Genomic DNA, 17,430 nt, shown 5'->3' on the forward strand with positions numbered 1-17,430 from the left:
ATACGTCACCCCAATCACATTTAGCAGACTCTAACTAGCCGTTCAACATAGAAACACGACGTTTAGTTGCTATGGTTACTCCTCTTATTATAATAGTTACCTTAGCACATCCCATGCGTCATTATGCTGGTCAAGGCCAAACATTTAGATGAAAGTTTATCATAAGGAATCGATCAACCAACAGGATGGAATGGATTCATTTTTTTATAACTTTCTTTAGTCTGGTTTTTTTGCAATGATTGACACCCAATCCTCTAGTTGGTTTATTTCTAATATCTCAAAACCTGCCTTAAGTAAGGCTTGCTTAACTTCAGATTCCTTTGCTTGAATAATACCTGATGTGATAAAAATCCCTCCTGGTTTCAATAAAGCAAAGCTCTCTTGTTCAAACCGTAAAATGATCTCAGCCAAAAGATTAGCTACAATTAAATCTGGATTAATCGTGACATGATTTAATAAATTATTCTGCTTTACTGTAATCAGTGAATCAACCTTATTAAGTTTAGCGTTAATCGTGGCTGCTTTAACAGCGATATCATCTAAATCATAAGCAAAGACCTGTCCTGCTCCTAGTAATCCAGCTACGATACTTAAAACACCAGAACCCGTACCTACATCGATCACAGTTTGGCCACTTTTTAAATAGCTTTCGATTGCTTGTATACTCAACACTGTTGTTGGATGTGTACCTGTTCCAAAGGCCATTCCGGGATCTAGTTCAACGACAATTTCTCCAGTTGATTCAGCTTGGTAGTCTTCCCATGTTGGAGCGATTGTGATTTGATTAGAAACTTTAACAGGTTTATAATATTTTTTCCATGCCGTTGCCCATTCTTCCTCATTTACCTCACTTAAGGTTATTCGATTGTGTCCGATATCAATATCATAAACAAGCAGTTGATTAATTGCTTGTTTAATTTGTTCGACAGCTTCACCTAAAAAACTATTGATAGGCAAATAGGCTTTTAAGTAAACACCTTCTTCAGGATAATCAGCTGGGTCTAATTCATACACCTCACCAAAATCACTAGACCTCTCTTTATCAAAATCTGCTGCATCTTCGATAACAACACCACTGGCTCCAGCTTCATGTAAAATATTCGAAATCGATTCAATCGCTTCATTTGTAGTATGAATACATAGTTCAGACCATTTCAAGTGGACCAACTCTTTTCTTAAAGTAAATTTACTAGCTCTCAATCATTTTTAAAGGCACGTTTCATTCGACTAAAGAAAGATGCTTCATTTTCATCAGCTGCTTCGTTACCTGATAAATTATTAAATTCTCTTAGCAATTCCTTTTGTTGTTCTGTTAAGTTAGTTGGAGTAATAACCCGCATACGTACGTTTTGATCACCGTGACCATATCCACGTACGTTTGGCGCTCCTTTTCCTCTAAGTCTAAAAGTTTTACCTGTTTGTGTACCAGCTGGTATCTTAAGCTTAACCTTACCATGGACAGTTGGTATTTCAATCTCATCACCTAAAGCTGCTTGGGCGTATGTCAATGGCATTTCACAGAAGATATCATCACCATCACGTTGAAAGAACTCGTGTGATTTAACTTGAACAACAACATATAAATCCCCAGCTGGTCCACCGTTGATCCCAGGTTCACCTTTTCCAGCTACACGAATTTGTTGGCCATCATCAATTCCTGCAGGGATTTTTATATGAATTTTCTTTTGTTTTTTTACAGTTCCTTTTCCATGACATGTTGGACATTTTTCTTTAATTTCTTTCCCGGTTCCATTACAATGGTGACAAACGCGTTTATTAACAACTCGACCGAATGGTGTATTCTGTTCCATATTTAACTGGCCTGTTCCATTACAGTGTCGACATGTTTCAGGTTTTGTCCCCGGCTTGGCTCCGCTACCTTTACATGTATCACACTTTTCCTCACTAGGAATATGAATATCAGTTTCCTTACCGAAGATTGCCTCTTCAAATTCCAATACCATTGTATATTGTAAATCATTTCCTTGTCTTGGTGCGTTCGGATCTCGTCTTCCGCCACCACCAAAGAACATATCAAAGATATCACTAAATCCACCAAAGTCTTCACCACTAAAACCTTGGCCTTGGGGACCTGTATGTCCAAATTGATCATATTGCGCACGTTTTTGGTTATTGCTTAATACTTCATAAGCTTCTTTCACTTCTTTAAATTTATCCGCTGCATCTGGCTCCTTGTTAACGTCTGGATGATATTGACGTGCTAGTTTTCGATATGCTTTTTTTATCTCTTCTGGAGAGGCATCTTTATTAATACCTAGTACGTCATAATAATCACGCTTACTCATAAAAGCCATCACTCCCATCTCATTTTCTGCATAAAATTAATCATAACATTAATACCAATATCTATACAACTTTCTCCTTGTATTAAACAGGACAAAAGCCAAAGCCAAGTATAACCTGACTTTGACTTTTATCACTGTCAACTATTGTCTTTATTTCTCTTCTTCGTCATCTACTTCTTCATAATCAGCATCGACGACATCACTTTCCGCTTGAGCCCCTTCTCCAGCTTGTTGGGCTTGTTGAGCTTGTTGAGCTTGCTCATAAAGTTTCACAGATAGTGCTTGTACTTCTTGCTCTAAAGCTTCTTTTTTCGCTTTAATAGCTTCTATATCATCGCCTTCTAACGCTTTTTTCAGTTCATCTTTAGCAGCTTCTGCTTTTTGTTTTTCATCATCAGAAACTTTGTCTGCTAGATCCTTAATCACTTTATCTGTTTGGAAGACAAGTTGGTCTGCTTCATTACGAAGATCAATTTCTTCACGACGTTTCTTATCTGCTTCAGCATGTTCCTCAGCGTCTTTCACCATTTGCTCCACTTCTTCATCAGATAAACCGGATGAAGACTTAATCGTAATTGATTGTTCTTTATTCGTACCAAGATCTTTGGCGCGTACATTAACAATACCGTTCGCATCAATATCGAAGCTTACTTCGATTTGTGGAACACCACGTGGTGCAGGTGGAATATCTGTTAGTTGAAAACGACCTAATGTTTTGTTATCAGCGGCCATTTCTCGTTCACCTTGTAATACATGGATATCTACTGCTGTTTGATTGTCTGCAGCTGTAGAGAAAATTTGTGAATGACTAGTTGGGATTGTTGTATTTCTTTCAATTAATTTCGTAGTTACACTTCCCATTGTTTCAATTCCTAACGATAGTGGAGTTACGTCTAATAGAACAACGTCCTTCACATCACCTTGTAAAACCCCACCTTGAATTGCAGCACCTAAAGCAACTACCTCATCAGGATTGACTCCTTTTGAAGGTTCTTGACCAATTTCCTTTTTCAATGCTTCTTGAACAGCAGGAATACGAGTTGATCCACCAACAAGTAGTACTTTATCAATATCTGAAGCACTTAAACCAGCATCAGACATTGCTTGACGTGTAGGTCCCATTGTTCTTTCAACTAGATTAACTGATAATTCATCAAACTTCGCTCTAGTTAAATTCATTTCTAAGTGCAATGGACCAGCTTCCCCAGCTGTAATAAACGGTAAAGAAATTTGCGTTTGTCCAACACCTGATAGGTCTTTTTTCGCTTTTTCAGCTGCATCTTTTAATCGTTGCAGAGCCATTTTATCTTGCCCTAAATCAATTCCATTTTCCTTTTTGAATTCACTAACCATATGGTCAATGATCACTTGGTCAAAGTCGTCACCACCAAGACGATTATCACCCGCTGTTGCAACAACTTCAAATGTACCATCACCAATATCTAAAATAGATACGTCAAATGTTCCACCGCCAAGGTCATAAACAAGAACGGTTTGATCTTGATCAACTTTATCAATACCATAAGCTAGTGCTGCGGCAGTTGGTTCGTTGATAATTCGTTCGACTTCTAATCCAGCAATTTTTCCAGCATCTTTCGTTGCTTGACGCTCTGCATCATTAAAATAAGCTGGAACAGTAACTACTGCCTTCTCAACCGGTTCGCCTAAATAGTCCTCAGCATAACTTTTAATGTATTGTAATATAATCGCTGAAATTTCTTGAGGGGTATATTCTTTACCTTCCATTTCAACTTTATAATCTGTTCCCATATGACGTTTAACAGATTGAACCGTATTTGGATTTGTAATCGCTTGACGTTTAGCTACTTCACCAACTTGACGTTCTCCATTTTTGAACGATACAACGGAAGCTGTTGTACGATTTCCTTCAGGGTTTGGGATAACAATTGCTTCGCCACCCTCCATTACTGACACACATGAGTTTGTTGTTCCTAAATCAATACCAATAATTTTACTCATTTAGATTTCCTCCTTGATTTCTGTACCTAGTTATTGATTGACTTTTACCATCGCCGGACGAATTACACGATCCTTAAGACGGTATCCTTTTTGCATTTCTTCAACAACCACGTTTGTTTCATATTGATCATCTTCAACTTGCATAACAGCTTGATGAATGTTTGGATCAAATTCTTCTCCAACTGTTGGAATAACCTCTACACCTTCAGCCTCTAAAACTGTTTGTAGTTGGCGATAAATCATGTCCATTCCTTCTATAAATGATTTTACAGATTCATCATCTGAAGCTGTTTGAAGTGCACGTTCAAAATTATCAATAACAGGTAATAGTTCTGTTATCAATGCCTGTGACTTATATTTTAAATCAGCAGATTTCTCCCGTTGCGTTCGTTTACGATAATTATCATACTCAGCTTGCAAACGAATAAATTTATTAAATAGTTCTTCTTTTTCTGTGACTAACTGCTGATATTCTTTTTCAGTTGAGTCTTCCTCGACCGTTTCTTCTACTAACTCTTGGTCAACTTCCTCAGTTTCATTTATTTGTTCTTCATCTTCAGTTGATTCATTTTCAACTATTACTTCTTCTTGCTGTTCTTTATCTTTTACTTCCATGTTACTCACCCCCTGAGTTTTTATGTAGATTTGCCTATCAATCATCTTATTAGTTGAACCAATCGGGCCGTTACTGACAGTTAATCTCCCACTTACAATCCTTACTTTCCTTCGAATACTTGACGTGGGAGTCTTACTGACAGTTACACTGCGATAAAACTGGAAGAATTAATCTTACCAGACGTTACCACATGATGCAAGGCGCTTAATCTGCCTCCTAGTTTTATCCAAGATTATGATAGAGATTAGGAGATTTCAAATCATCAAAATAGCAGTTTTAAGTTTAGTGCAAAGTAACTGATTGTATGACCTTACTAGGTGTAGGATCACTTTATTCAAACGATCTTGCTTAAGATCGTTTGAATGTGTTGACCACTTAATAAAGCAATCAACGAAAGAAATGCCAATAACCTCAAGTCACTGTATCCTATATACAATCACGATGCATATGGTTGTAAAATAAATGACTATCAGTATCTGCTAACACCGTTTATTGACTACCAGTCGTGAAAAATGTGTGACATTTGCTTCGATAGGAGTTGCATCAACGATACAACCCGAGAATAATCCATTCTCTTTGGACCAAGTAAGGCGATCTTACCAAATTGTTCACCTGACAATGAATAGGTCGCAGTAATCAAACTCAAATCCTGCATTTCATCTATTTTATTTTCTTGTCCAATCGAAATTTGAATTCCCTTTTTTGAAGCTCTTAACAGCTTAATCATTAAATCTTCTTTTTCAAAGATTGAATATAATGAATGTATTTTTGATACATCATTAAATTCTGGTTGTAGAAGCATATTTGTAATCCCACTCATATATACGTTATCCTGCTGTTGATTAAATAATGCACCATTTAGATAGCTCAAAGCCACACCAATATCCTCAATGTATTGTTCAAGAATAAAGCCGATCTCAGCCTTAATTTTACTGTGTAGTTGGATAATCGGTACATTGTAAAATCTTTCATTTAAAATATTAATTAACTTTTCTAGATCAGATCCACTAATTTCAACAGGAATAGTAAATGATCGATGCTCAACATGTCCACTATTTGTCACTAAAATAGCAACAGCTGTCGACTTTGAGAGCTGAATAATTTGAAGTTGTTTCAAAGTTGCTTCATAAATTTCGGGTCCTAAAATAATCGATGTATAATTAGTCAATTCAGATAAGACACCTACAGACTTCTGAACAACTTGTTCAAATTCAACGAGCTCTTGATCAAATACACTGGAAATAATCTGCTGATCCTCTTCGGATAAATGAAATGGCGACAACATATGGTCAACATAAAAACGATAGCCTTTTTCAGATGGAATCCGTCCAGAAGAGGAATGCATTTTTTCAATGTAACCTAATTCCTCAAGATCGGCCATATCATTCCGAATCGTTGCAGGACTGTATTCTATTCCATCTTTTTTTGATATTGCACGCGACCCAATAGGTTGAGCGGTGTGGATGAACTCATCAATTATCACCTGTAATATCAAAAATTGTCTATTTGATAATTCCATCGATGATCACCTCTGTTAGCACTCTTATCGTTCGAGTGCTAATACTAATAATAAATTATCAAATCATCCTTTCATTGTCAACGAAAATACATCGGAAACTAAAAAAAAATAAAAAAACCACTAGATGAGTCCTTATAACAATCTCATCACTCATCAAAATCTCCATCCTCTAACAGGAATCGTTGGAAAACTTCATTACCAAATAACTGACCATGCTCTGTCATTTTAATTTGTTCAGTTGTTTCTTCCAGCCAGTCACGTTCGATTAATTCTTCAATTTGCTTTCCATATAACTCATTTATTGTTCTGTGATATTTCCTTTCAAATTCTAGCTTATTAACACCAGCTCTTTTTCTTAATCCTAAAAACATTTCCTCTTCTATTTGTTCCTTTTTTCCAATCTCATCGATATGTAAGATGGGCTGTCCAGATCGGGTAGCTTCCTTTACATAGGCAGGGAAAGGACGTAAGTTGATTATACGTTTACCAGGTAAATAACCACTTGCACCTGCGCCAAATCCATAATAATATTGATTATTCCAATACGTTAAATTATGCTGGCTCTCGTAACCTACCTCGGCAAAATTACTGATTTCATATTGCAATTTCCCGCTTTTACTCATCTTATCAATTAATAATTCGAACATTTTTGCCTCAACTTCTTCTGGTGGCTTATGCAGTTTCCCCTTCTGATGACGCTGGTAAAAAACTGTTTTCGGTTCAATTTGTAATGAATAAGACGAATAATGAGGCAAGTCATAAGATAGAGCTTGTTCAATCGAATGATTAAAGCTATCAAGTGTTTGGTTGGGTAAACCATACATCAAATCAATACTAATATTATTCATCCCATTTTTCAAAAGATGATTAATATTTTGATCAACATCTGCAACACGGTGTAAACGGCCTAAATCTTCTAACAACTGATCATCAAATACTTGTACACCCATGGAAATTCGATTCACACCATACGACTTTAGTAATTTAATTTTATCCTCATTTAGATCTCCGGGATTAGCTTCAAAAGAATACTCAAGCACTGAAGATACATCAATATGATCATCAATCTGTTTAAGTAGGTACTCAAGTTGTTTTAAATTAAGAGCTGTTGGCGTACCACCACCGACGAAAATCGTTCGCATAGGATGTTTTTTGTCTTTCAAATAAAAGGACATCTCTTTTGCTAATGCTTGCAAATATTCATCTGCCATTCTTTCTTCATAGAAGAACTTGGTAAAGTCGCAATAATGACAAAGCTTTTCACAGAATGGAATATGAATGTAAGTTGATAAAATCATTATATCTGTCCTCCATTCGTTTTCAATCATAGGTAAAGGAGCTGTCAATAGCATCAGCTCCTTCTAACTATTCTAAATATTGTCGTATTCCTTTTACTTTTCCATCTTCCACCATTCCCTAATGCTAGGGAAAATATTATAACCTCTTCATTTACAGACTTTATCTATCGTCAATCACCGACTTGGACAAAAGAAGCCTTTCGTAGCTTAACCGACTATGGCCTCCACTGGGTGGGGCTCCACTTAATTAAATTAATCTTCATCCATTTGTAAAACAGACATGAAGGCCTCTTGGGGAATTTCAACTGAACCAACCATCTTCATTCGTTTTTTACCTTCTTTTTGTTTCTCTAATAATTTACGCTTACGAGAAATATCTCCACCATAGCATTTGGATAATACATTTTTCCGCATCGCTTTAATCGTTGAGCGTGCAATAATCTTATTCCCTATTGCTGCCTGTACCGGTACTTCAAATTGTTGTCTTGGAATTAACTTTTTCAATTTCTCAACGATAAGTTTTCCACGATCAAATGAAAAATCCTTATGAACAATAAATGATAACGCATCGATCTTCTCCCCATTAAGGAGAATGTCCATCTTAACTAATTTGGATGGTTTATAACCTTCAATTTCATAATCCAATGAAGCATAGCCTTTCGTATTTGACTTTAAAGCATCAAAAAAGTCATAAACAATTTCTGCTAGTGGTATATTGTAAATAACATTTACCCGAATCTCATCGAGGTAATCCATCCCAATAAAATCACCACGTTTTTTCTGACATAATTCCATTACCGCCCCAACATAATCATTAGGCACCATAATTGTCGCTTTAACATAGGGCTCATATACTTCTTCAATCATTTGTGTTTCTGGCATGAAGGACGGGTTATCAATAAAAATGGTTGTCCCGTCAGTCTTTTTTACTTGATAAATCACACTTGGCGCAGTGGTAATTAAATCAATATTAAATTCCCTTTCAATCCGCTCTTGAATGATCTCCATATGGAGTAAACCAAGAAATCCACATCTAAAACCAAATCCTAATGCCTGTGATGTTTCCGCCTCATATTGTAATGATGAATCATTTAATTCCAATCGCTCTAATGCTTCTCGTAAGTCATTATACTTATTTGGATCAATAGGATATAATCCACAGAATACCATAGGATTTAATTTTCGATAACCAGGTAAGGGTTCAGTCGCAGGATTATTTGCGAGTGTAATTGTGTCACCAACGTGTGAATCACCAACATTTTTAATTGATGCGGTAAGGTATCCAACATCACCGACTTCCAGCTTATCTAAGGGTACCAATTTAGGATTAAAAACCCCGACTTCATTGACTTCAAATTCCTTTCCAGTCGCCATCATCTTAATTTTATCGCCTACTTTTACCGATCCTTCTTTAATTCTTACGTAGGCAACCACACCCCGATAAGAATCATATAACGAATCAAAGATCAAGGCTTTTAATGGCTGATTAACATCGCCATCCGGTGCTGGAATTTGATCAACAACGGCCTCTAAGATGGATTCAATGCCAATTCCTGATTTGGCACTTACAAGCAAGGCGCTTTCTCCATCAATACCAATAACATCTGTAATTTCTTGCTTAACACGTTCAGGATCAGCACTTGGTAAGTCAATCTTATTAATGACCGGAATGATTTCTAAATCATTGTCCAAGGCTAAGTAAACATTCGCTAATGTTTGAGCTTCAATTCCTTGAGCAGCATCAACAACCAGTATCGCACCTTCACAAGCTGCTAAACTCCTTGAAACTTCATAGGCAAAATCGACGTGTCCAGGTGTATCGATAAGATGAAAAATATATTCCTGACCATCGTGATGTTTGTATTTTAATTGAACAGCATTTAATTTTATCGTAATACCTCGTTCGCGTTCTAAGTCCATCGCATCAAGAAATTGCTCTTTCATTTCGCGTTGTGTTAATGCTTGAGTCTTTTCTAAAATTCTATCAGCTAGCGTTGATTTCCCATGATCAATATGAGCAATAATGGAAAAGTTACGCACATTTTCTTGTTTTCGTTCTTGGGTCACAATCATTCACTCCTATATTTGTCGGACAATGTACAAAGTTGATTATAGCAGTGATAAGTGATTCATTCAATTATTTCTTATATTATTTAGCCAAAGTGATCATGATCTTCCTGGCTTCCTTCTGATAGTTAAATCTTCGTCCAAATCTAATCTAGAGAGACTTTTCAAACGAGATTAGCTAAATCCGTTACAATCGTTATAATACTTTCATAAATCAATAAACCTGACCTTTCAATCCATTGGGCCAAATGATAGCTTGTTGATTCTTGTTCCGCTGTTTGTTCTTGAGTCATCCTTTCCTCGCTAACCAAATTCGAATAGAGATCCGCTGAACTTGTCAGAACTTGCTTCTCATCTAATAATACATGATCATTTTCAATACTATTCTTTTCTACTATAAAGGTAACTGCAAAAATAAAGATAAAAACAAAGATAATACACTTTCCTAAAAAATCCACCATTGAAATGACTCCTTTTCACTTATTATTTACTAATTGTTGGTTCAGCATCCCAATAAAAATCGGCAAACACCTCAGTAAAAGCATCGACAGTTCGATAAAGTTCATCTAAAGTATTGTCAACCCCACCAAACTCAATTAATAGAGCATTTTCTGAAACATCTTGATTATAGACACCATTTTTCCCTGATCCACCCATCTCAACAACTCCCCTGCTTATTCCTGGATAGAGTTTATCTAGTTTTTCATGTAGCGCTGTCGCAAGCTCAATATTTTTTTCATTTTGCTCAAAATCCGCACCAATCACAAAAAAGAGACGGGCATAATCTAGATCATCAATAGTGATTGTCGTATCCTCCTTACGGCGACTATCACGATGAATATCAAAAATATAGTTAATATGCTGATTTTGTGAGAGTACTTCTTCTACAACTGGTTTAGAGGCATCATACGATTGCCAATATTCCAAGCCTTGATCATCAAGAACTTGTGTGAAATCGGTTTGATCCACCATTGTCCCTATCCCTTTTTTCGCTAGTGCTTTCTTCATTTGTTCACTTATTAAAGAAACATTTACCTCTGAATGAAAAGCAGCATTTGGATCCGTAACATCATCTAAATGTGGTAAGAAGGATTCACGATTATGGGTGTTATAAATAAAAACAGTTTTATCACTTAGATCTTCTACCTCATCTTCGTTCTTATCATCAAGGGAAGGAGAATCTATAACCATCCGATCCTCCAGTATGATCTCTAGTGGTGGAGATGATTCAACTGGTAGATTAGAATAATTTGTATCTGTCTGACCAATCACAATGCGATGTTGATAGGGTGAAAAGCCAGGGAGTTCATTACCGAATAATGTTCGAACATCAGCACGATTAAGCTGTGTTATAAACTGTAATAAAAAATCCGAAAAAGATATGCTTGGTAAGGCCTCATGATACTGAATTTGTAATGGTCTTAATTCAGTTGACAACAAAGTCAAATAAAATTCACTACTAATATTTTCCGTAATGTTGAATAGAAATGTATGTGTGTTTTTTTTACCCATTGGTACAGAAACAATAGCACCGATTATTGAAAATAAAACAAAACAAAGAATCATCCAAATTAAAAGAGTTTTTACATAAATACTAAATTTAATTTTATGATAATTATTATTTAATTTAGCCATAAAAAATCCTACCTTCTCTTTTATAATACTAGACTATATGATAGAGAAGAGTAGGATAGAACAATTGTCGTTAATTATCGGGTATAGTGATTTGGAAAACGACTATCTACATTTGTATGTAAAGCATTATTTATTCCAGATGCTATGAGATGCCCTAGATCATGAATATAACTATCCACCTCTTTAGGCGTCACCATTAAATTATAGCCAAGCGGATGCAAAACTTCTTTGATTAATTGACGTTTTTCACCTTCTTCTAACGTTCCGATCATACCAAACAACTCTGTTTTCTTTTCTTGCTTTGGCATATCCTCATCAGTTAACTTTTTTTCACCAAAAGCCAATGACGCTGGGGCTAAACGTTTGGATGGTCTATGTGACTCTTTTAATTCTCTACCAAAGTGCTTAAAAACATAGTCGATCGTATCACTTGTAATTGTAACAGCATCAACAACCGTTGGTACTCCAATTGAGATAACAGGTATGCCATATGTTTCATAGCTTAATTCCTTCCGCTTATTACTCACACCGGATCCTGGATGAATTCCTGTATCAGATAATTGGATTGTTGTATTTACCCGATCAATTCCACGTGAGGCTAGAGCATCAATTGCTATAATAAAATTAGGCTTAACCTCATTTATAAGTCCTTGAATAATGTCACTTGTTTCAATTCCAGTCACACCCATCACACCAGGAGCAAAAGCAGCAACTGATCTATAACCATCCGCCACCATTTCTGGTTGATAAGCAAATAAATGCTTAGTAACTAATATTTTTTTAACTGTTTCTGGACCAAGTGCATCTGGTGTTACATAAGCATTACCTAATCCAACAACCAAACAACTATCTGATTCTTTAAGGTGATGTTCTTTTAATAAATCAGTTATTAATATAGCAAGTACTTGTGCTGTTTTTTGTTGATCATCACTGTCTGAATTTTTTATCGCATTCGTTTCTAGTGTTAGATAACGTCCTGCTTTTTTATTAATTTTATCCTGACCGGTCTCATCAACTCGAACATCTGTTACACTGTAGCCCTTAATTTTTCTCTCTATAAAAGTGACACCTTCAATCTCTTGCTCCTCTTTGTCTGCATCAACATACATTTCCCTAGCTTCTATTGCTAAATCAGTTCGCATTTGAAATTTATCATTATTTACCATATCATTAACCTCTTTTATCATTTAATTGTGCTTTTGATTACCTTTTCCAACATTAAGTTTTTCATACATTCAATTCATTATCGGCATTTTTTTATTGAAAACTTGGTCAAGCTTTGGTAAAATAACCTTTGTTCTGTAATAATTGTAGTGATGGACCTAAACAGGTGGAGGTGAAAAAATATGGCTAATATTAAATCAGCTATTAAACGTATTCGCGTTAACGAAAATAGTCGTGTGCAAAATCAAGCTGTTAAATCAGACATGCGGACAAACATTAAACGTGTTGAAAATCTAGTGAATGAAAACAAAGTTGAAGAAGCACAAGTCGCTTTAAAAACAGCAATCAAAAAAATTGATAAAGCCGTTCAAAAAGGCATTATTCACAAAAATAGTGGCAATCGCCAAAAGGCCCGTTTATCAAAAAAAGTAAACAACCTTAGTGCGTAAGCTGAAATATTTTTTTCAAAAAAAAAAAACGATCCTCTTGATATAGGATCGTTTTTTGATATAAATTGAAACTTCAATCAGTGAAAATCCACAGTTAGCTATCAATAAATCATGGATTTATATGATTATAATTTAGATTTTAATTAACTGATATAAAAGAAACTCAAACGCAAGGTCCTTTTCCATTTTACCTTGTTTAATTGCTTGGTCAGCTTGGGCACATGCCTCAATGTATTGCGATAACAATTCTGTTGTGAATCTTTTTTCTCTTTCCATTGACATTTTTACGACATATGGGTGAACCCTCAAATGTTTCGCTATTTGTTGTTGACGATAACCTTTTCTCAATAAAATTTTCACTTGGTAAATCGTCCGCAATTGCGATGCCAATAAACCGATTAATGCAATGGGTTCTTGATTAATCCGAGTAAGATCTCGATATACGCTGATTGCTCCCTTTAAGTTTTTCCCGATTACCATATCGACGAGTGTTAATCCAGTTGCATTACCCTGATGCGAAACTAAGTCCTGAGCAATTTCCATTGTGACATTCCCACTCTTACCAACATACAAAGCCAACTTTTCAATTTCCTTTTCTAATAAAGCTAAATGTGTGCCTGTTTCATTAATTAAAAGCTGTTCTGCCCCTTTATCTAAATGGATGTGATATTTACTCGCCAGGTGTTTAACCCACTTGTCAACTTCCCATGCCTTCACTTCTTCACAGTGAATTAACATAGCTTGCTTTTTAAGTTCCTTTGTTATTTTTTTCCGCTCATCTAATTTTTCATATGGCGCGATCAGAATAAGTGTCGTAAAATCAACAGTGTGCGACAAATATGTAACTAATTGGGGCACATTGTGTTCAACTTGTGTTTTTATTTGTTTTGCTGTTAAAAAGTAAGCATGATTAGCAATTACAATTTTATGTTCTGAAAAAAAAGGATATGTTTCAACCTCTAATAAAACATCATCAATGGATGTTTCTTCAAGATCGTATTGGACAACATTTTCGCGACTATCATCATCATGATTTACCAACTGAATAATTTGATTAATAACAGTCTCAATTAAATACTGCTCTTCACCATATAATAGAATAATTGGTGCTGTTTTCCCTTTCTTTAGTTGCTTTACGGCTTCCAAATAATTCATTCTTGTCATCCCCGTTCAAAACAGATTCAACTACTATCGTAATGGTTGTAGAACAGTTTGACAAGAAAAAAAGAAAGGGACAAAGGAACTCCCTTTCTTTTATCTATATAAACGATTAATGAACAGACCTAGGTAACTGAACATTAATCGATATTTGACTGCTATCTTTCTCTCTATAAACTAATTTCACCTATTTTTTAATTATTACGCCTGTTAAGTGTTGCTAACTCAGGTAATCATCAGCTTCTGATATAATTACTTCATAATTACTAATAGCTTATGGAATAAACGGCAAAAAGGTTCCTCCAAGTTGATCATCACGATATATAAATTGAATCGCCCCATGTTGATCTGTCCGATATAGTTGAAGACCCCTTGCTTCTAATCTTGAGACTACTTGTTCATTTGGATGATTAAAGAAATTATTTCGCCCGACTGAAATTAATGCCGTATTAGGCGAAGTAACTTCTAGAAAAAATGAGGAACTTGATGTACCGCTGCCATGATGAGCAACAGATAAAGTATCAATCGTTAAGTTTGGAAAGTTTTTAATGAACTCTTGTTCAACTTGTTCTGAAATGTCACCAGTTAATAACCAAGATTCACCTGAGAAAACAGTAAAAAGGACTAGAGAGTTATCATTCTTATCTTGCCAATCTTTATTTGGGCTGAGGACAAAAAACTCCTGATTTGCAATTTCAAAGGATTGTCCAAATGACATCCTTTCTGTTTGTATATTCAATTGCTTAATCAACTGGTCAAGAGCTTCTGGCCATTGGAAATACACTGAAGTAATAATCGTTTCAACTGTAAAATCATTTAGTAAATAAAGTAAGCTACCAAGATGATCATGGTCTTCATGTGAAAGAATCACTCCATCAATTTTACTTATTCCTGCTTGATATAAATAAGGTCTAATGATTTGTTGATATTCTTTATCGGATGATTCTTCAAAATCGGGTCCTAAAGTGGCCCCAACATCATATAAAATAACGCCATGGCGATATGGTAATTCGATTATTAAGCTATCGGCCTGACCAAGATCAAGGATTGTTATTTTCCCATGCGGATCAAAATAGGGCATCAACTGATGAATAAGCAAGATCCCCCCAAGACAAAGAAGGGCATAAATGGTTTGACGGAAGTTTTTTCTTTCAAACTGAGCAAATAAATAAAAAAGAGTTAGGTAAAAAAGAAAAATAATCGGTGGAGATAGTGAGCCAGTAATAATTGGTTGATAAAAGAAATGATCAACATTTTCTAAAAGCGATAAAAAAAGGGAATTCACCTGTTCAATAACAATATCCAGTAATCTCATGATTGGCTGGCAAAAAAAGCTAGTTAAATAAGTGGAAAATATAATAGGGATTAAAAAGAAACTGAAATATAAGGTGGCAAATACGCTCAATAGCAATGTATGGGGATTGAACATATAAAATGAATTCACCTGTATAGGTATTGTAATTAAAATACTCATAGCAGTTATATAAATGGACTTTAAAAACAGATGGTTCATTCGAGTCAGAATTTCTTTTGAAAATAAAATTGAAAATGTAATCAGGTAGGAAAATTGGAAACCGAGTTGGGTAATCCAATCGGGTTTAATGAGCAAGAGTAAAACGAAGGAAATACTTAAAAAATCAATTGTCGCTATTCGGGGGTGATAATACCATGCCATATAATTTAAGCTACTGACAATGGATGCACGCCAAATCGATGGTGCCCCACCAGCCATAATCGGGTAAAAAAGAAGAAATACAATCAGCAAGTGATAGGTTGTTTCTTTTGTTAATCGAAAAATATGAATCAGCATAAAGTGGATCAAAACAACAAGGATATTAATATGTAACCCTGAAATTGATAATAAATGCGTTAAATGCCATCTTCGAAATAATTCAAGTAAATCCTCATCAATAGCTGTCTGGTCACCAAATATCAGTGACTTCATCCAAGTAGATGTCTGTTGACTGAATTGTTGATCTAAATAAGTTAATTGGCTTTGCCGAATCGATCGGAGCCGTCCAGTCCAACTGATGCCCTCACAAGCTAGTTGGTCACTATCATTAATCACTATTTGCTGATAGATCCTTTGATTGAACAAATAGGTTTGATAATTAAATTGCCCCGGATTAGTCGCCTGATTTGGAGATTGTATATCACCCGTCACTTGGCAAGTTGCCCCTTCATTAACCGTTGGATTTAACCCACTAAAGTTACTTATTTGGAATTTATCGTTTGTGTCGAGATCTTTTAGTGTAAAAACCGTATATTCATCAGTTTGCTTACTTACTTCAGTGACTTTGCCAACTATGGTCACTTCAGTATCCAAATCATGCTTAAGTACAGGGCCTTCCTGAACAAAATAATGTGAGAAGAAAAAGGTTGTTAAAATCAGAATAGAAAACTCAATCATCGATAATCTTTTTTGTTTAAGCCAGATAAGCAATAGGCAAAACCAGATTAACGATACTAGAAAGCAAACAACAAAATCATTTGCTATATAGTAACCAATCAATACAGCAATAACTAATAAGTACCCTTTTCCCCTCACTATAAGTCTCCTTTAATCGTTTATTCGTTTAGGCAGTAAATTCAATGTTTGTTTCTCTAATGGAATATATTCAATCCGAACATTTGCTTCTTCAAATAATTCAAGAGCATAAGGATGGTTTTTATAATTTGCTGCATAATAAACCGTTTTAATTCCCGCTTGAATAATTGATTTACAACACTGTAGACAAGGGAAATGGGTCACATATATTTCCGCACCATCAGTAGGTACGCCGAATTTCGCACATTGTAACAGTGCATTCATTTCAGCATGTATTGTTCGAATACAGTGCCCATCGATCACATAGCAACCTTCGTCTATACAATGCGCACTTCCAGAGACGCTTCCATTATAACCTCCCGCGATGATCCGTTTATCCCTTACAATTGTTGCTCCAACCATTAATCGTTCACAAGTACTTCTGAGTGCAATAAGATGACTTTGTGCCATAAAATATTGATGCCATGAAATACGTTCCATCTTTACTCCCCCTCGTATATTAAGTTTATAGTTAAAAACTGATCCTTGAAAAGTGAACTACCCACCACTTATTGCCTTGCGATCTAATTGAAGTGGGGGCTTCTCGACTTATCGCTGCTTTTACTAGCCAACGAAAACTGACCGAGCTAACCCTCTTGTTCCAAGAGTTTTTGTTTCTATGCTAATAAGCGTAATCCCTCATTTTTGATA

At 35.5% G+C, this 17,430-nt stretch carries 14 protein-coding genes; 1 reads left to right on the top strand and 13 read right to left on the bottom strand.

What is annotated here, in order from left to right:
- Nucleotides 1-216: 216 nt before the first annotated feature.
- The 10 genes from prmA to gpr all read right to left on the bottom strand — a co-directional run bounded on the left by prmA (nucleotide 217) and on the right by gpr (nucleotide 12,587).
- On the bottom strand, nucleotides 217-1,158 hold the full coding sequence (gene prmA, locus KQI76_RS08360; protein WP_216399870.1) for a 50S ribosomal protein L11 methyltransferase: 942 nt from the start codon (nucleotides 1,156-1,158) through the stop codon (nucleotides 217-219).
- A 38-nt stretch (nucleotides 1,159-1,196) separates the two neighbouring features.
- On the bottom strand, nucleotides 1,197-2,306 hold the full coding sequence (gene dnaJ, locus KQI76_RS08365; protein ID WP_216399871.1) for a molecular chaperone DnaJ: 1,110 nt from the start codon (nucleotides 2,304-2,306) through the stop codon (nucleotides 1,197-1,199).
- 150 nt (nucleotides 2,307-2,456) lie between these two features.
- A complete protein-coding gene (dnaK, locus tag KQI76_RS08370) occupies nucleotides 2,457-4,286 on the bottom strand; it encodes a molecular chaperone DnaK (protein ID WP_216399872.1) in 1,830 nt (609 codons plus the stop codon).
- A 30-nt stretch (nucleotides 4,287-4,316) separates the two neighbouring features.
- Nucleotides 4,317-4,901, bottom strand: a complete 585-nt coding sequence (gene grpE, locus KQI76_RS08375; protein ID WP_216399873.1) for a nucleotide exchange factor GrpE — start codon at nucleotides 4,899-4,901, stop codon at nucleotides 4,317-4,319.
- 497 nt (nucleotides 4,902-5,398) lie between these two features.
- A complete protein-coding gene (gene hrcA / locus KQI76_RS08380) occupies nucleotides 5,399-6,421 on the bottom strand; it encodes a heat-inducible transcriptional repressor HrcA (RefSeq protein WP_216399874.1) in 1,023 nt (340 codons plus the stop codon).
- 146 nt (nucleotides 6,422-6,567) lie between these two features.
- Complete coding sequence (gene hemW, locus KQI76_RS08385; protein WP_216399875.1) at nucleotides 6,568-7,719, bottom strand: radical SAM family heme chaperone HemW; 1,152 nt, start codon at nucleotides 7,717-7,719, stop codon at nucleotides 6,568-6,570.
- Between the two features lie 252 nt (nucleotides 7,720-7,971).
- The gene (lepA, locus tag KQI76_RS08390) at nucleotides 7,972-9,792 is read right to left on the bottom strand and encodes a translation elongation factor 4 (RefSeq protein ID WP_253288881.1); all 1,821 of its coding nucleotides are present in this window, start codon (nucleotides 9,790-9,792) and stop codon (nucleotides 7,972-7,974) included.
- Nucleotides 9,793-9,950: 158 nt separating this feature from the next.
- Nucleotides 9,951-10,247: a hypothetical protein gene (locus KQI76_RS08395; protein ID WP_216399876.1), complete on the bottom strand. Its 297-nt coding sequence runs from the start codon at nucleotides 10,245-10,247 to the stop codon at nucleotides 9,951-9,953.
- 22 nt (nucleotides 10,248-10,269) lie between these two features.
- Nucleotides 10,270-11,421 (bottom strand): stage II sporulation protein P, encoded by a 1,152-nt coding sequence (spoIIP, locus tag KQI76_RS08400; protein WP_216399877.1) that lies wholly within the window; start codon nucleotides 11,419-11,421, stop codon nucleotides 10,270-10,272.
- Nucleotides 11,422-11,495: 74 nt separating this feature from the next.
- Nucleotides 11,496-12,587 (bottom strand): GPR endopeptidase, encoded by a 1,092-nt coding sequence (gene gpr, locus KQI76_RS08405; protein ID WP_253288882.1) that lies wholly within the window; start codon nucleotides 12,585-12,587, stop codon nucleotides 11,496-11,498.
- 180 nt (nucleotides 12,588-12,767) lie between these two features.
- Between gpr and rpsT the strand changes: the two genes are divergently transcribed.
- Nucleotides 12,768-13,034: a 30S ribosomal protein S20 gene (gene rpsT / locus KQI76_RS08410; RefSeq protein WP_216399879.1), complete on the top strand. Its 267-nt coding sequence runs from the start codon at nucleotides 12,768-12,770 to the stop codon at nucleotides 13,032-13,034.
- A 132-nt stretch (nucleotides 13,035-13,166) separates the two neighbouring features.
- On the opposite strand, the gene holA is transcribed toward rpsT, so the two are convergent.
- The 3 genes from holA to KQI76_RS08425 all read right to left on the bottom strand — a co-directional run bounded on the left by holA (nucleotide 13,167) and on the right by KQI76_RS08425 (nucleotide 17,220).
- On the bottom strand, nucleotides 13,167-14,189 hold the full coding sequence (gene holA / locus KQI76_RS08415) for a DNA polymerase III subunit delta (protein WP_216399880.1): 1,023 nt from the start codon (nucleotides 14,187-14,189) through the stop codon (nucleotides 13,167-13,169).
- Nucleotides 14,190-14,466: 277 nt separating this feature from the next.
- Nucleotides 14,467-16,740 carry a DNA internalization-related competence protein ComEC/Rec2 gene (locus KQI76_RS08420; RefSeq protein WP_216399881.1) on the bottom strand — a complete coding sequence of 758 codons (2,274 nt, stop codon included), beginning with the start codon at nucleotides 16,738-16,740 and terminating at the stop codon, nucleotides 14,467-14,469.
- A 12-nt stretch (nucleotides 16,741-16,752) separates the two neighbouring features.
- Nucleotides 16,753-17,220 carry a ComE operon protein 2 gene (locus KQI76_RS08425; protein ID WP_216399882.1) on the bottom strand — a complete coding sequence of 156 codons (468 nt, stop codon included), beginning with the start codon at nucleotides 17,218-17,220 and terminating at the stop codon, nucleotides 16,753-16,755.
- Nucleotides 17,221-17,430 lie beyond the last annotated feature (210 nt).

Source organism: Amphibacillus sp. MSJ-3, from assembly GCF_018919165.1.
Lineage (GTDB): Bacteria > Bacillota > Bacilli > Bacillales > Amphibacillaceae > Amphibacillus.

Coding starts and splice junctions, on each gene's coding strand:
- dnaJ (WP_216399871.1), bottom strand. CDS start 2,306: ATGAGTAAGCGTGATTATTATGACGTACTAGGTATTAATAAAGATGCC.
- dnaK (WP_216399872.1), bottom strand. CDS start 4,286: ATGAGTAAAATTATTGGTATTGATTTAGGAACAACAAACTCATGTGTG.
- grpE (WP_216399873.1), bottom strand. CDS start 4,901: ATGGAAGTAAAAGATAAAGAACAGCAAGAAGAAGTAATAGTTGAAAAT.
- hrcA (WP_216399874.1), bottom strand. CDS start 6,421: ATGGAATTATCAAATAGACAATTTTTGATATTACAGGTGATAATTGAT.
- hemW (WP_216399875.1), bottom strand. CDS start 7,719: ATGATTTTATCAACTTACATTCATATTCCATTCTGTGAAAAGCTTTGT.
- lepA (WP_253288881.1), bottom strand. CDS start 9,792: ATGATTGTGACCCAAGAACGAAAACAAGAAAATGTGCGTAACTTTTCC.
- KQI76_RS08395 (WP_216399876.1), bottom strand. CDS start 10,247: ATGGTGGATTTTTTAGGAAAGTGTATTATCTTTGTTTTTATCTTTATT.
- spoIIP (WP_216399877.1), bottom strand. CDS start 11,421: ATGGCTAAATTAAATAATAATTATCATAAAATTAAATTTAGTATTTAT.
- gpr (WP_253288882.1), bottom strand. CDS start 12,587: ATGGTAAATAATGATAAATTTCAAATGCGAACTGATTTAGCAATAGAA.
- rpsT (WP_216399879.1), top strand. CDS start 12,768: ATGGCTAATATTAAATCAGCTATTAAACGTATTCGCGTTAACGAAAAT.
- holA (WP_216399880.1), bottom strand. CDS start 14,189: ATGAATTATTTGGAAGCCGTAAAGCAACTAAAGAAAGGGAAAACAGCA.
- KQI76_RS08425 (WP_216399882.1), bottom strand. CDS start 17,220: ATGGAACGTATTTCATGGCATCAATATTTTATGGCACAAAGTCATCTT.